12 protein-coding genes and 1 pseudogene are annotated in these 16,004 nt (G+C 43.1%); 9 read left to right on the top strand and 4 right to left on the bottom strand.

The features are described 5' to 3' along the window. The first annotated feature begins 50 nt into the window (after positions 1–50). The 5 genes and pseudogenes from mnmG (at position 51) to LRS05_RS02845 (ending at position 6,485) form a co-directional block, all read left to right on the top strand. On the top strand, positions 51–1,922 hold the full coding sequence (gene mnmG, locus LRS05_RS02865) for a tRNA uridine-5-carboxymethylaminomethyl(34) synthesis enzyme MnmG (RefSeq protein ID WP_257866937.1): 1,872 nt from the start codon (positions 51–53) through the stop codon (positions 1,920–1,922). A gap of 11 nt (positions 1,923–1,933) precedes the next feature. Beyond that, positions 1,934–2,443 carry a hypothetical protein gene (locus LRS05_RS02860; protein WP_257866936.1) on the top strand — a complete coding sequence of 170 codons (510 nt, stop codon included), beginning with the start codon at positions 1,934–1,936 and terminating at the stop codon, positions 2,441–2,443. Then, positions 2,443–3,282, top strand: coding sequence for a class I SAM-dependent methyltransferase (locus LRS05_RS02855; protein WP_257866935.1), 840 nt, complete (start codon positions 2,443–2,445; stop codon positions 3,280–3,282). The genes LRS05_RS02860 and LRS05_RS02855 overlap by 1 nt, the downstream gene beginning before the upstream one ends. 248 nt (positions 3,283–3,530) lie before the next feature. Next, on the top strand, positions 3,531–4,109 hold the full coding sequence (locus LRS05_RS02850) for an OmpH family outer membrane protein (RefSeq protein ID WP_257866934.1): 579 nt from the start codon (positions 3,531–3,533) through the stop codon (positions 4,107–4,109). Positions 4,110–4,195: 86 nt separating this feature from the next. Further along, positions 4,196–6,485, top strand: a pseudogene (locus LRS05_RS02845) (helix-turn-helix domain-containing protein). A 375-nt stretch (positions 6,486–6,860) separates the two neighbouring features. Here LRS05_RS02845 and LRS05_RS02840 read toward each other — a convergent pair. Both LRS05_RS02840 and LRS05_RS02835 read right to left on the bottom strand, forming a co-directional pair. After that, positions 6,861–7,253, bottom strand: a complete 393-nt coding sequence (locus tag LRS05_RS02840; RefSeq protein WP_257866933.1) for a DoxX family protein — start codon at positions 7,251–7,253, stop codon at positions 6,861–6,863. A 4-nt stretch (positions 7,254–7,257) separates the two neighbouring features. After that, positions 7,258–8,406 carry a DNA polymerase III subunit delta' gene (locus LRS05_RS02835; protein ID WP_257869221.1) on the bottom strand — a complete coding sequence of 383 codons (1,149 nt, stop codon included), beginning with the start codon at positions 8,404–8,406 and terminating at the stop codon, positions 7,258–7,260. Between the two features lie 231 nt (positions 8,407–8,637). Here LRS05_RS02835 and pgk point away from each other — a divergent pair, with 231 nt between their 5' ends. The 4 genes from pgk (at position 8,638) to LRS05_RS02815 (ending at position 13,080) form a co-directional block, all read left to right on the top strand. After that, a complete protein-coding gene (gene pgk, locus LRS05_RS02830) occupies positions 8,638–9,828 on the top strand; it encodes a phosphoglycerate kinase (protein ID WP_257866932.1) in 1,191 nt (396 codons plus the stop codon). Positions 9,829–9,920: 92 nt separating this feature from the next. Further along, positions 9,921–11,645, top strand: a complete 1,725-nt coding sequence (locus tag LRS05_RS02825) for a lytic transglycosylase domain-containing protein (protein WP_257866931.1) — start codon at positions 9,921–9,923, stop codon at positions 11,643–11,645. Next, positions 11,645–12,637: a DUF4837 family protein gene (locus tag LRS05_RS02820; protein WP_257866930.1), complete on the top strand. Its 993-nt coding sequence runs from the start codon at positions 11,645–11,647 to the stop codon at positions 12,635–12,637. The genes LRS05_RS02825 and LRS05_RS02820 overlap by 1 nt, the downstream gene beginning before the upstream one ends. Then, a complete protein-coding gene (locus LRS05_RS02815; protein WP_257866929.1) occupies positions 12,634–13,080 on the top strand; it encodes a GNAT family N-acetyltransferase in 447 nt (148 codons plus the stop codon). The genes LRS05_RS02820 and LRS05_RS02815 overlap by 4 nt, the downstream gene beginning before the upstream one ends. An 8-nt stretch (positions 13,081–13,088) precedes the next feature. Here the strand turns inward: LRS05_RS02815 and LRS05_RS02810 are convergent, their stop codons facing one another. Both LRS05_RS02810 and LRS05_RS02805 read right to left on the bottom strand, forming a co-directional pair. Beyond that, positions 13,089–13,907, bottom strand: coding sequence for an OmpA family protein (locus tag LRS05_RS02810; protein WP_257866928.1), 819 nt, complete (start codon positions 13,905–13,907; stop codon positions 13,089–13,091). Next, entirely contained in the window at positions 13,888–15,897 is a 2,010-nt protein-coding gene (locus LRS05_RS02805) for a KUP/HAK/KT family potassium transporter (protein WP_374707783.1), read from the bottom strand. Before LRS05_RS02805 ends, LRS05_RS02810 begins: the two co-directional genes overlap by 20 nt. Positions 15,898–16,004: the final 107 nt, after the last annotated feature.

Raw genomic sequence — 16,004 nt, 5'->3', positions numbered from 1 at the left:
GATTGAATGAAGCTGAAATAACTAAACGTTCCACGTGGAACACAAGTAAAATGTTTAACGAAGTATATGATGTTATTGTAGTAGGAGCTGGCCACGCGGGTAGCGAGGCTGCTGCTGCTGCTGCGAACATGGGCTCTAAAACCTTGCTAGTTACCATGAGCCTTCAAAACATAGCGCAAATGTCCTGTAACCCTGCTATGGGTGGTATTGCAAAAGGACAGATTGTGCGTGAAATTGATGCGCTTGGCGGATATAGCGGAATTGTTAGTGACAAGACGGCTATACAGTTCAAGATGCTGAATAAATCAAAAGGCCCTGCTATGTGGAGCCCACGTGTGCAGAGCGACCGTATGCGCTTCGCGGAAGAATGGAGGCTTATGCTGGAGCGTACCCCAAATCTTGACTTCTACCAGGAAATGGTGGCAGGTGTTATCATTGAAGATGGTAAGATAAAAGGCATACGGACATCTTTAGGGATTGAGATAAAAGCCAAATCTGTTGTGCTTACTAATGGTACTTTCCTTAATGGGCTGATACATATCGGTGAAAAGCAATTCGGTGGCGGCAGGGCAGGAGAGGGTGCTGCTTACGGCATTACTGAAGATTTAGTCCGTGCCGGGTTTACCTCAGGCAGGATGAAGACAGGAACACCTCCAAGAGTAGATGGCCGCTCACTTGATTATTCTAAAATGATTGAGCAGCCGGGCGATGAAAATCCGTCTAAATTTTCATATCTCGAATCTACTAAGCCTTTGACAAAGCAACGCTCATGCTGGATGACCTATACATCGGAGCAAGTGCACGACCAGTTACGAGAGGGTTTTGACCGCTCGCCTATGTTTAACGGGCGAATCAAGAGCCTTGGCCCACGTTATTGCCCTTCTATCGAAGATAAGATAAACCGCTTTGCGGATAAAGACAGGCACCAGCTTTTTGTGGAGCCGGAGGGTTGGGATACTGTCGAAGTATACGTAAACGGCTTCTCTACATCACTCCCGGAAGAGGTGCAGTTTAATGCACTTCGTTCAGTAGCCGGGTTTGAAAATGTGAAGTTCTTCCGTCCGGGGTATGCTATTGAATACGATTATTTCCCGCCCACACAGCTTAAGCACACGCTTGAAACAAAGCTGGTAGAGGGATTATATTTCGCAGGGCAGATAAACGGCACTACAGGATATGAAGAAGCTGCTTCACAAGGTTTAATGGCTGGTATAAATGCGAGCTTAAAAGTACAAGGTAACGACCCGCTTATTCTCAAACGTAATGAAGCGTATATCGGCGTTTTGATTGATGACCTTATTACTAAAGGTACAGAAGAGCCATACAGGATGTTCACCTCGCGTGCAGAGTACCGCACGCTATTGCGTCAGGATAATGCCGATTTCAGGCTTACACCAATGTCTTATGAAATTGGGCTGGCTGATGAAACACGTATGCGCCGTATGGAGAAGAAGCGCGATGAAAGCGATGCGTTTGTAAATTTCTTTAAGGAAACGAGTGCAACACCTGCTGATGCTAACCCTGTACTTGAGGAAAAAGAGTCATCACTTATCACGCAACCGGAGAAAATGTTTAAGTTATTCTCCCGTCCACAGATTGAATCAGAAGATATACTAAAGTTTGAGAAAGTGCGTGAATATATTGCTGAACATAATCTGGACAATGAAGTTGTAGAGCAGGCAGAGATACAGGTTAAGTATTCTGGATACATCGAAAAAGAAAAGAACAATGCTGACAAGCTTAACAGGCTCGAGGACGTAAAAATCCCTTCAGATTTTGATTATGACAGGGTAAAATCGCTGTCCTATGAAGCTAAGGAGAAGATGAAAAAGATTCGTCCCGTAACCATTTCACAGGCATCACGCATTAGCGGGGTATCACCAAGTGATGTTTCTGTGTTATTAATTCACATGGGTAGATAATGATGTTCCACGTGAAACCTTTTACAAAAAGCCTTAAATTTAAAGCGTTTGCAGTGATTTTTGCATTTGCTTTTTTTGCTTCATGCATTACACCTCGCCATACAGTCGAGATAAATGAATACATATTGATGCCGAATGGCAAGCAGGTATTGGGGCATGAAAAAGGACTAACAGCATACATCTTTGAAAATAACCAGCGTAAGATTCCTTTCAACCAGTTTGTAGGTGATAAATATCGTTCAGGCAGCTATGTTGATGTGGAGTATAATGTAACGCTTCAAGATACCCGCTTTAAAGTATACATCTACGAAAATGCTGAACTTGAAAAGTATTTTGACACAGGGCAGTTCATGGTTTCAAATGTAGAGGCTGACACAAATATCATCGGCAGCAAGGCGCGTTTTATCGCAGTTTCTGTCGTTGACGATTATAACAATGATGCACTTGCTGAAAATTCGCTTTACAAGAATATCGTTATAAACTATCTGCGCAATCTCGTTAAGGATTATAATAACAGTTAATGAATTTTACTATCTCTTATCTTAAAGTAAAAGACCATTCCGTTTCGGGAGAAGAGTTTGAACTCCTTCTTGATCCGGAATTACAGCTTTTAAGAACCGCACCTCAGCCGTCTATTCAAAATTTGGGTAGGTATTATGAAAGTGAAGATTATATTTCACACACTGACAGCAAGCGTTCGTTGTTTGAAAAACTTTACCATGCGGTGAAGCAAAAAGCGCTTCGGGATAAGGTAAAGCTCATTACCGGGCTTACAGGTTCAAAAGGCAATTTGCTGGATATTGGTGCCGGTACAGGGGATTTTGCGAATGAAGCTCAAAAGAGCGGGTGGACAGTAACTGGCTTTGAACCCAGTGAAAAAGCCAGGGCTATCGCTAAATCTAAAGGTGTACATTTAGTTGATGATACCGCTGATCTTTCAGAAGGTACTTTTGACATTATTACAATGTGGCATGTGCTGGAACATGTGCCGGATGTGGAGAAGCAGATTACAGAGCTAAAGCGCCTTGTAAAACCCGGAGGCCACATCGTTATTGCTGTGCCTAATTTTAAATCATTTGACGCCAACTATTACGGTGCTTATTGGGCAGCCTATGATGTACCGAGGCACTTATGGCATTTTTCTAAAACTGCAATTGAAAAACTATTTGGTGTGCAGGATATAAAGTTGGTTAAAATCCTCCCTATGAACTTTGACAGTTTTTATGTGAGTCTGCTTTCAGAAAAATATAAAACCGGAAAAATGAGTTTTGTGAAGGGATTTATCACAGGATTGCGCTCGAACATGAAAGGAATGTCGTCAGGAGAGTATTCATCGCATATTTACGTCTTAAAACGGTAGAAAATCAAAATAAAGCGATTTAAGCCGTTTTTGCGTGCTTGTGCCTGTGGTTATATCGCGAAAATTTGTTTGTGTGGCATAGCGCATTATTTAAAGCCGGTTTTTAAAGAAAGAGATTATGACAATTCCTGAAATTATAAATAAATCTTATTGTTGCCTTTAGCATGGTTTCCAGCCAAAAATGTTGCTTTGGTACTTTATAACTTATTACTACTTTTACCGAAATTTTTTAAAACGGAAAACGAACAATGAAAAAATCATTATTGATATTAGGCTGTGCTCTTGCAATGATTGCATGTAATAAAACTGAAACAGCAAGCACCGGTGAGGGAGCTAAAACAGCTTATGTTGACACCGCTAAACTTCTTGACGAATACCAGGCAGCCAAAGACATTGAATCAAAATACAAAGTAAAGTCGGAAGAAATGGGCCGCGAGCTTGAGGGCAAGGCACAGCAATGGAAGCTTGATGCTGCCAGTTTCCGCAGAGAAGCCCAAGCTAAGGGGCCGGAGTGGGCGCAGCTGAAAGGCCAGGAACTGCAGAAGCGTGAGCAGGAGCTTGCGGTTATGCAGCAAACTATGCTGCAGCAGCTTCAAAAAGAAAGTGGCAGTGAGATGGATACACTTGTAAAGCAGATTAAGAAACACATAAAGGATTACGGCAAGAAAAACGGCTACGAGTACATTTACGGTACCGGTGATGCTGCAACAGTTTTGTATGCAAAAGATGAGTACGATATCACTGATAAGATCCTTAAAGAACTTAACGATAAGTACAAGCCTGAAGCTAAGGATGATAAAAAAGACGAAGCTAAGAAAGCTGAATAATAGTTAACTCCCGAAAGGGAGTTTTTTTATATCCATTAATTTGGATTAAGAATATTTTCTTACCTTCACGGCTTAATATTCGCCAAATGCAAAGCCTATCTACAGCAGCCGATTATACCCTGAAGTTCATAAACCAGACCAACCGCTCAATTTTCTTAACCGGGAAGGCAGGTACAGGAAAGACAACTTTATTGCGGGAGATTATCCGTACCACACATAAAAATACAGTTGTTGTAGCGCCTACAGGAATAGCTGCGCTTAATGCTGGCGGGGTCACTATTCATAGTATGTTTCAGCTGCCATTTGCAGCATTCGTTCCCGACTTTGGCCACTTGCCCTATTTCTCAGAATCCCTAAAGTTTGAAACCCGTGAAACGCTGAAGCACCATTTTAAAATGCGTGGCGAAAAGCTGGCTGTGATAAAAAACCTGGAGCTGCTGGTGATTGATGAGGTGAGTATGCTGCGGGCCGATTTACTTGATGCCATTGATTTTATGCTGCGCAGCGTGAGGCACATAGCGAAACCTTTTGGCGGCGTACAGGTGCTTTTTTATAGGCGACCTCCTTCAGCTTCCGCCGGTTGTAAAACAGGAAGAATGGGCCGTGCTGAAGCAGTATTATAAGGGAATGTTCTTCTTTCATTCGCATGTAGTGCAGCAAAATCCGCCGCTGTACATTGAGCTTTCCAAAATTTACAGGCAGACTGATACTGAATTTATTGGTGTGCTTAACAACCTGCGTAACAATGTAGTAACGCAGGATGATGTGAAGCTGCTGAATGCTTTTGTAAAGCCCGGGTTTAATGCACAAGAGCATACAGGATATATTACCCTTACTACTCATAATTCAAAAGCCGATACAATAAACACTACTGCCCTTGAAGATATTAAAGGCGAAACCTTTGTATACAAGCCTGAAATTGTAGATGATTTCCCTGAAAAGATATATCCCGTAGATGGTGAACTGAAGCTGAAGGTGGGCGCGCAGGTGATGTTTATTAAGAATGATCTTTCGCCTGAAAAGCGATATTTCAACGGAAAGATTGGCGTTATAAAATCACTTTCAGACGAAGAAGTGCTGGTGCATTTCCCAGAAGAAAATGTGACCATCGAGGCTGAAAAGTATGAATGGAAAAACCTTCGGTATAAAGTCGACGAACTTTCAAAAGAGATTACTGAAGAGGTTTTGGGTACGTTTGTACATTACCCGTTAAAGCTGGCATGGGCCATCACCGTACACAAAAGCCAGGGACTAACGTTTGACAAAGCTGTGCTTGACGTATCAGGCGTTTTTGCGCCGGGGCAGGCCTATGTTGCTCTTTCCCGTTTACGCTCGTTACAGGGGCTCGTACTGCTTTCTCCGCTGCAAATGAATGGCATCAGTATAGACGCCGATGTGATTGGCTACGCCAAGGGCAAGGCAAAAGAGAAGGAGCTTGAACATTCGCTAAAGGCAGAGACGCTGAATTTCATAGGCAACTACCTGATAAACAGTTTTGAATGGAATGAGCTGGCCACGGCCTGGCAAAGCCACAAGGCGAGCTACGCAAGTGAAGGGCCGAAGGCAGTTAAGACTCCGCACCGCAAATGGGCGCACCATCAAACGGACAGGATGTACAGCATGATGGATGCAGCAGATAAATTCCGCAAGCAGCTGCAACGTTTATTTGCAGCAGAGCACGTTGACCTGGCATTTGTAAAGGAGCGTACAGATGCAGCGTATAATTACTTCTTTCCGGTGATGGACAACCTTGTACAGCAGCTGCTTAACATGATGGAAGAGGTGAAGCGCCTGAAAAAAGCAAAGCAGTTTTTTGAGGAGCTCAGCGAGCTTGAAGAAATGCAGACAGCCTCAGTAATCAGGCTGATGAGGGCAAAACTACTGATGGAAGCCGTGATGGAGGAGAAGCCCATCCAAAAAGAGAACCTTACATCATATGAGATACAGAACTATAGAGCAGATAAGTTGGCAGATATTCGCAAATCGGCAAAAGACAATGGCAATCTGTTAGAAGACGGCGTTGAAGAACACGTGTATGAACGCTATAAACCCAAGAAGAAAAAAACTACCGCTGAACCAAAGAAATCAACCTATGACGAAACCTTTGAGCTCTGGCAGCAAAAAATGTCAATAACCGATATTGCTAATACCCGGAAGCTGACAGCCACAACCATTGAAGGCCATCTTGCAAAATTAGTTGAAACAGAAAAGATTAAGATTGAAGATGTACTTCCAAAAGATAAGATAGCCACGCTGTCTGCAGCTTTTGAGGGTTATGCCGAGGAAACTCTCGGAAATCTAAAGGAAAAGGTTGGTGATGAATTTACCTGGGGAGAGCTGCGTTTGTTTAAAGCTAGCCTGACTCATGTAAGCTAAACGTTGTGTCTCGTTGGAATTTTTTTATTTATGTGGTAGACAATTTCCCAGAGGAAAACAGGGGAAAGGCAAATACAGGCAATTGTAGTTTTTATTGCATAAGCATCACCAGAGGGATACCAATTATTACGGTAGATAGATTCGCTAATTAAATAATTTATTGACAGTATACCGATTGATAACAAAATATTTACCAACCAACCTCTTGCCAGTAGAAATCGGCTATAAATTATATTAATCGGCAAAATTAACAACAAGACATCAATAATTGAATGTTCCGTTATTGAAATTGAAATAAAGATATATCCAATTATTATTATAAGATGTATTAAGAATAATATGAAATAACTAAGTACCCGCTTACCTATTTTCATATCAAAGCCAGCTTAGCAGCAAAACAGCCGGTATAAAGTAAATTACTATGGTACGCGCACCGTCATAGTCTTTTGCAAGGCGTTGGCCCAAAAGCAGAAACAGTAGTGTAATGCATGATAATGCAGCAGCGTAAAAAGCGAACTCTGTACCGCCGTTTACAAGTATTTCAATCATACCAATTACCGCGAAAGCCCCGGCAAAAACCTCAAGGGCAAGTACCAGGAACAAGGCCTGCGGCACATTGTTCTTTAGGATAGTCTTGCTGAAATGGCCTTTAAGCCATTCCACATTACCCTTCCAATCCATCACTTTGTCATAGCCTGACTGTATGAAGGTTATAGCCAGGAAAGCGAGGATCAACAATATTGCAGGAGTGAGTTGTTCGTTTATCATAATCTTATTTTTTATGGATTAAGCGTGTCAGTTTTATTGAAAGGTCGGTAAGGATAATCTTGGCGTTGCCGTTTCGTTCAATGTGGTACAAGGCATCGCTCAGCTCTTTAAAAATATCGTTGATGTTGGTGCCGTTTACAAAAGGCGCAAAATTTTCCAGCTTGAAATTTTCAACGGTCGGCTCCATGAAAACCAGCTCTTTAGCGTTGTAATTCAGCAAAAGCGCCTGCCGGAACATATCAATGCAAAAGTTCAGGAACTGCTTCTGCGTTTCACGGCCAGTGGTAGCAATGGCCTCGCTCCAGGCTATAAGATCCTGAATGGCAGCGGCATTTCCCTTAGCCCGGAAAGCGGCACGTACCCACTGCACAAACCACTCTTCAAAAGGCAGGCCGTCATCATCTTTGTGCAGTAAATGCAATGCTTTGGCGTAGTTGCCCTGTGCCTGGTGTGCTATTTTTGCAGCGGTCTTTTCATCGATATTCTGTTGGTTTCTAAGCGCTTCGCAAATCACTTTCTCACCAAGCGGCCCAAATTGCAACACCTGGCAGCGGGACAGTATCGTCTGCAAAATATCGTCAGTGCTTTCGGCAATCAGCAGGAAAACCGTTTTTTGCGGCGGCTCTTCCAGCATTTTCAGGAGTTTGTTGGCCGTCGCAATGTTCATTTTATCAGCCATCCAGATAATCATCACTTTGTATCCGCCCTCGTAAGCCTTCAGCGACAACGACTTAACAATTTCATGCGCCTCGTCAACGCCAATCTGGCCCTGCTTGTTTTGAATGTCAATTTTTTTGTACCAGTCAAAAAGCCCGCTGTACGGCGACTCCAGCACAAACTCGCGCCATTGCTTTAAAAAATTGGCGCTCACGGGATGGCTCTTCACATCGCTGTTCGTAGAAACCGGGAAAACAAAATGCAAATCAGGATGTGATAAGTTGCTGAACTTCAGGTTGCAGGCAGAATTGGCGCCATTATTTTCACTGCCGGTATTGCCGCACAAAATGTATTGGGCATAAGCAATGGCCATGGGTAACGTGCCGCTGCCCTCGGGCCCGATGAACAACTGCGCATGAGGTATACGGCCGCTGTCAGCGGTTTTGGTGAGGTGGCTTTTTATGTGTTCCTGGCCTAATACTTCCTGAAATAGCATAGGCAAATATAGCGGAAATTTTAAGTATGCATTTTTGGGTTAGGCTGAAACCTTAAAATTTTCATTACACAAAAACACCGTTTCGTGATATTTAACATCGGCATATATCGTTGACTATCAATAATATGTGTTTTATTTGCATATCTTTTTGAACATTTTATTGGCTTTTTATTAACAGAATGGGCTATATTTGCCTTTCTCCAAAACTAAAAAATCAACTTTAAAGCGATAATGAAAACACTTAATGACATCAATTTTAAAGGTAAAAAGGCTGTAATACGTGTAGATTTCAATGTTCCGCTTGATGAAGATTTTAAAGTTACCGATACCAACCGCATTGAAGCAGCGAGTGCAACGATTAAGAAAATCTTAACAGATGCCGGCAGCGTGATTTTGATGTCGCACCTGGGCCGCCCGAAAGGCAGAGAAGAAAAATATTCACTGAAGCATATTGTGGATACAACTTCTGAAATTCTGGGCGTGAAAGTAAAGTTTGTGGAAGACAGCATTGGCAGCGAAGTGGAGGAGGCAGCGAAAAACCTGCAGCCGGGTGAAGTGCTGATGCTGGAGAACCTCCGTTTCTACAAAGAAGAAGAGGCCGGCGATAAGGATTTTGCTAAAAAACTGGCAAGCCTGGGCGATGTTTACGTAAACGATGCCTTCGGTACAGCGCACAGGGCACATGCCTCAACAACAATTATTGCAGATTATTTCCCTGAAGATAAAGTGTTTGGCGAGCTTCTTGCTAAAGAAATCGACAGCCTTGACAAAGTGCTTAAAAACAGCGAGAAACCGGTGACTGCCGTTTTGGGGGGCAGCAAGGTTTCATCTAAAATTACTGTAATCGAGAATATCCTCGATAAAGTAGACCACCTGATTATCGGCGGGGGCATGACCTTCACTTTCATCAAAGCACAAGGCGGCAAGATTGGCGACAGCATCTGCGAAGATGACAAGCAGGAACTTGCACTTGAAATACTTGAGAAAGCTAAGGCTAAAAACGTGCAGGTGCATTTGCCTGTTGATGTTGTAGCGGCAGACGCATTCAAAAACGATGCTAAGACCCAGGTTGTAGATGTTGACAAAATTCCTGACGGATGGCAGGGGCTTGACGCAGGCCCTAAATCACTGGAAAACTTTAAAGAAGTGATCCTGAAGTCAAAAACTATACTTTGGAATGGCCCGCTGGGCGTATTCGAGATGGAAAACTTTGCCAAAGGCACAATAGAGCTGGGCAATTTTATAGCTGAAGCTACAGAAAAAGGCGCATTCTCATTGGTGGGCGGCGGCGACTCGGTAGCGGCGGTGAAGCAATTTGGCCTTGAGCCGAAGATGAGCTATGTGTCTACCGGCGGCGGCGCAATGCTCGAGATGCTTGAAGGCAAAACACTGCCGGGCATAGCAGCCATACAAAACGCTTAGGTGTTAAAGTTGGCAATATTAATCACTAATTAAAGTTATAACACATTGTTACTTTGTAATACATTGTAATTTAACTGTTTAAAAAGTAAATTATGACGAAAAAAAGAACACTGTCCTTTGTATTTTCATTGCTGTCCCTGGCAGTATTTGCACAGGAAAGCGCACTGGTTGAAACCCAACCGGCCCCAATTGTAAAATTATCGTTCTTAGATTCAATAAAAACTACATTCATCCGCAACAGCGAGCTTGCCTGTGTTGACAGCCTCTGGATGAAAGAGCTTGCCAATGCCGACCTTTTTGAGGCAATGCAGGATGATATTAAAAATATAAACCCTGATGTTGAGGTATCTTACAACCTTTCTACAGAAGTGTTGAAAGAGCGCCTTGCAAAACTTGATGCTAAGTCGCCGTTCAATATAGAGTACAGCAAAGGCCTTGAGAACATCATAAAATCATACCTTAAAAACAGGCCAAGAAGCTATGAAAGGCTTATGGCGATTTCGGAATATTACTTCCCGATGTTTGAAGAGCATCTTGCCAAATACAATATTCCCCTAGAACTAAAATACCTTGCTATTGTAGAATCGGCTCTTAACCCAAGGGCAAAATCACATGTGGGCGCTACAGGCCTTTGGCAGTTTATGTATGCAACCGGCAAGCAATACAGCCTTAACGTAAACTCGTATGTTGACGAGCGCAGCGACCCTATCAAAGCTACTGAAGCGGCCTGCCAGTACCTTAGCAGCCTTTACAACATTTTTGGCGACTGGGACCTGGTTCTTGCATCATACAACGCCGGGCCGGGCAACGTTACCAAAGCCATACGCCGAAGCAACGGTTACAAGAATTACTGGAATATCAGGAAAAACCTTCCGCAGGAAACACAGGGCTATGTGCCGGCTTTCCTTGCAACGATGTACATATACGAATACAGGAAAGAGCACGGCATAACGCCTAAAAAAGCACCGCTTACCTATTTTGAGACAGACACAATCATGGTAAAACGCCAAATGTCTTTCAAACAAATAGCGCAGCTTCTTGACATGCCTGTGCAGCAATTGCAGTTCCTAAATCCTATCTACAAACTTGATGTGATTCCGTATGAAGCAGACAAAGCACATTACCTTCGCCTGCCGAAAGATAAGGTTGCACTGTTTACGTCAAATGAGAATGGGGTGTATGCTTACATAGACCATATTGACAGCAAGCGCGAAAGGCCAACCTGGACACGCGACCGCGATACCGTGATACGCCAGGCTAATACAGCTGTGGCCACAAGGACTACGTATAAGAAAAAATCGACAATTCAGTATAAGAGCTATACGGTAAAGCGTGGTGATAACCTGGGAGAGATTTCAAATAAATACGGCGTTTCTGTTGCTGAACTTAAAAAATGGAATAAGATTAAAGGCAATAATATCATGCCGGGCCAAAAGCTGAAAATTCAGAAGGCTGTCCAGGTAAGTGTACCTGAAAGAGAAGCTATAGCAGCTGCGCCGGCTAAAGAGGTTAAAGAAACAACTCCTGCTGCTGTACCGGTCACGGAAACGCATGAAGAAATTGCCGCAAATACAGAAGAGGCTGTAACTGCTGATACTAAAACTGCAGTGGCCGTAAAAGAGCCAAGACAGCGCGCAAAAGATATTAACTATGAGCAGGAGCGTATGTACATTGTGCAAAAAGGCGACTCATTGTTCAGCATTGCCAAAAAACACCCGGGCGTAACGGTTGAGAACCTTAAGAACTGGAACCAGATGAAAGACGAAAGCATACAGCCGGGCATGAAACTTAAAGTAGTTACCTCAAGTACAAACTAATGCCCTTCAGGGAAAAATATAAAAACAGGCTAAGGCAGATACTATTACCCGTATTTGCCTTAGCTTTTTTTGCCTGTTCGCCAGATAAAAAAGAGCTGCAGTCTTCAACAGGCAGCATTAATGAAATCACCATAATCATTAGCGATGTTTTATGGAATGGCGAGGTAGGCGATGCGCTGCGGCGAAAGTTTGCCTCACCTGTTGACGGGCTTACCCAGGAAGAACCGCTGTTTACACTGAGCCAGTACTATGACCGCTCGGCGCCTAAACGCAGCACGGCCAGGAATATTATTGTAGTAGAGCAGGGTGGCGCCCCGGCATATTCTTTTGTAAACAACCGCAACTGTAAGCCCCAAAACCTTTTTACCATTACAGGCAAGACTATTGACGATTTGCTGGAAAAGATTGATATGCACGGAGACGAGATTATCATGAAGGTGCGTGATACTGAGTTTGCCCAGCTCAGGAAAGTTAACAAGGCAGCAGGGCTTAAAAGTGATGCAGAGTTTCGCAAAAACTTCGGCATCGGGCTTGAAATACCGAAAACCTACAGCTTCGCCATAAAAAATGAGTCATTTTTCTGGCTTAAGCGCGATATACCCAGCGGCAATGCCAGCTTACTTGTATATAAAGTTCCGTTTGAAACCATAGAGAAAGACAAGGTGATCATCAGCAATATCATTAAAATGCGCGACAGCATCGGCAACATGTATATACACGGGCAGGAACCCGGCACACACATGGTGACTGAAGAGGCTTATGCGCCATATGTGTTTATGACCAGCCTTAATGACCGCAGGGCTTTTGAATCACGCGGCAATTGGGAAATGGAAAATGACTTTATGAGCGGCCCTTTCCTGAATTATGCCATACGCGATGACAAAAACCAGTGTTACCTCGTGGTTGAAGGTTTCATATACAGCCCTTCTTCACCAAAACGTGACTTGCTTGCAGAACTCGAGTCGATAATCCGCTCTATAAAATTTCTATGACGCCACAATTCAAAATAAAGCGATTTGCCGAACTTTCTGCAGCTGAACTATACAAAGTGCTGCAACTGCGTAGTGAAGTGTTTGTAGTGGAGCAAAATTGCGTTTACCAGGATATTGACGGTAAAGATGCAAAAGCAATTCATGTTTTTGCCGAACAAGATGGTGAAGTCGCTGCGTACTGCCGCCTTTTTGGGCAGGGCGATTATTTTGAAAATGCTTCAATAGGGCGGGTTGTAATAGGGCAAAAGTACCGCGACCGTAAATGGGGCCATGCCATGATGCAGGCTGCCATTACAGCCATTGAAGATATCTGGAAAACACCCGCCATTACCATATCGGCACAGCTGTACCTTAAAAAGTTTTATGAAACCCACGGCTTTGTGCAGGATGGCGAACAATACCTTGAAGACGGCATACCGCACATAAGGATGCACAGGAAGTAAATCAGGAATTATTTTTTTGTGATTACCAGCTCAACCCGGCGGTCATACTCCGGGCCCATTTTAAGGGAGCGTGTGTTGCCGTAACCTTTGGTTGACATGCGCTTGGGGTCAATTCGCTTCAGCCTGAAGAATTTATATACTGATTTTGCCCGGTTGATGGAAAGTTCGCGCTTCTTTGTTTCTTTATCAATAGCCTCCTTTTGGTAAGTTGGTGTGCAGCATATATGCCCCTGTATTTCAAATTCAAGGTTTTTGTATTTCTGCAATTGCTTTACAACACCTTCAAGCACTTTCTTTGATTTTGCCTCAAGCTGGCTGCTGCCACGCTCAAAATAAACATTCTCAAGAAAAATACGGTCGCCCACTTGCAGGTCTTTACGTATCTCGGTATAAAGGCCCGGTATGTTCAATTTTGCCGCAGGCAGTGGGCGAAAGTTTGCTACTACGTCTACCCTGCGGTTTTTAGAGCGTACTTCGCTTACATTATCAATATCATCTTCAATTAATATACGCCCACGCCCCTCAATTGTTACTATAATCTTGTTTTTTATTCCTTTAGCTATGAGCATATCGCGCACAGTATTGGCCCGGTTTGAAGATAACTTGTAGTTATAATCATCCTTACCGCGGTCATCTGTATACCCGAATATCTGAATGCTTTCAATTCGCGTAGTATCAATATTCTTTATGAAGTTATATGCATCAACAGCCTTGGCCTCGTCAAGGTTATACTTTGCTGTTTCAAAATAAACCGAGTGCACAACCTCTTCCTGCGCAAATGCAAAAAATGAAAGCAGAAAGAAAAGGCTACATAATATCTTTCTCATTTGGGGTGTCTTTAGTATCATCAAGGCGGCACAGCGCAATGTCATCAGGCGGGTGTACCACAATCGGGAATTTCTCAACTTTTACGGATGAGCTGTCAAGCCCGAAGGCGCGGCCTTCGGTAAGGCTTACCGATTTTAATACGCTGTAAATATCAAGAATTATCCTTTCATACCACGGCAGGTCATTGTCATAGCTCAGGAATTTTTCTATCAGTACAAACTTAAAGTCGCCGATTACGTTGTTCCGGTTAAGCGATTCATAACGGCTGGTAATGTCAACCTCTCCGCGTTTTACCATATCCTGCACCACTTTCTTAAACATAAGATTGATGCGCGGCGCCACCCGGAAACCGAGGTAGAAATCTACGCGTATAACGTCTTCCTTCATAATTTCGCGCACTTTGTACTGCATCTGGTACGGCTCGTCAACTACATTTACGTGTACAAACCAATAGATATCGGCACGTTTTGGCCTTTTCTGAAGGATTGAGTATATGATTTTTGACTCAATCTCATCACCCAGCTGCGCATTGGTCATATAAACCAGGTGTGTGGCATATTTAGGGATTGAAAGGTCATTGCTAAGCTCTGAAAGTACCGTTTTATAGTTGTCGATCTTGGTGAATTCAGTATACTCCGTACGGATTTTCTTAGCCATAAACCATACGGTCATTATAGTTGCAAGTAAGCCCGCAATGATTAGAGAAACATAACCGCCGTGGGAAAATTTGCTGACATTGGCAATAAGGAATGAAAATTCTATTGTAAAATAAACCAGGATGATGCCGATGATGAGGAAACGATTGTACCGTTTCATGATCATGTAATATCCTAATAAAGATGTTGTCATTATCATGCACAGTACTATGGCAAGACCGTAAGCAGCTTCCATATTACCTGACTCCCTGAAATGAAGTACAATGAAAACACACCCTAAGAACAACAACCAGTTAATTGAAGGGATATAAATCTGTCCTTTTAGTTCGGTAGGGAATTTCACTGCAACCTTTGGCCAGAAGTTAAGGCGCATAGCCTCACTTATTAATGTAAATGAACCGCTTATGAGAGCCTGTGATGCAATAACCGCTGCAGATGTAGCAACTGCTATACCAAACGGCAGGAACCAGTCAGGCATTAACAGGTAAAAAGGGTTGCCCGGCATATCGGGGTTGCCGCTAAGTTCTGTAAGTGTCTTGCCGGAATGTTCAATAAGATACACACCCTGCCCGAAATAGTTAAGTACAAGCATTGCTTTAACAAAGCCCCAGCTTACACGGATGTTGCTGCGCCCGCAGTGGCCCATATCACTATATAGCGCTTCGGCACCGGTAGTACACAGGAACACAAAGCCCAGCACGTAAAAACCTTCGTGATGTATGCTTAGCAAGTGAATGGCATAGTAAGGATTGAAAGCCTTAAGTACTGAAAGATTGCCTGCCAGCGGGATAAGCCCAAGTATACCAAGCATACCAAACCATATAAGCATCATTGGCCCGAAGAACTTACCTACAAGCGAAGACCCAAAGCGCTGTATAACAAATAGTGCAAAAAGTATCCCAATGACTATAGGTACAGTATCTATTTCAGGATTATAAATCTTTAAACCCTCTATAGCTGAAGAAACCGAAATCGGCGGGGTGATTATACCATCTGCAAGCAATGCACTTCCGCCAATAATTGCTGGCACAATCAAACCCTTGCGCTTAAGTCTTTTTACAAGAGTATATAGTGAAAAAATGCCGCCTTCACCTTTATTATCAGCCTGTAATGTAAGAAACACATATTTTATGGTTGTTTGGAGCGTAAGGGTCCAGAAAATACAAGATAACGCACCTAAAACTATATCTTCTTCAATGGGCTGCTCACCCATTATGGCTTTCATTACATAAAGTGGTGATGTACCGATATCGCCATAAATGATACCTAAAGTAACCAGCAAGCCGCCAAGGGTTACTTTATTTAAATTTTTGTGATTGCCCACGATGGTAATAAATTAAACAACAAAGGTATATGTTTTTATAAATAGCCTGTATCGTGCCGTTAAAATATTTAACGCAGAAAAGCGCCGGCTTATCACAAAAGGCTGAAGGATGTTTA

Origin of the sequence: Flavobacterium sp. J372, assembly GCF_024699965.1 — a bacterium.
In the GTDB taxonomy this organism is placed as follows: Bacteria; Bacteroidota; Bacteroidia; order Flavobacteriales; family Flavobacteriaceae; genus Flavobacterium.
This window is presented reverse-complemented; position numbering and strand designations above follow the sequence as displayed.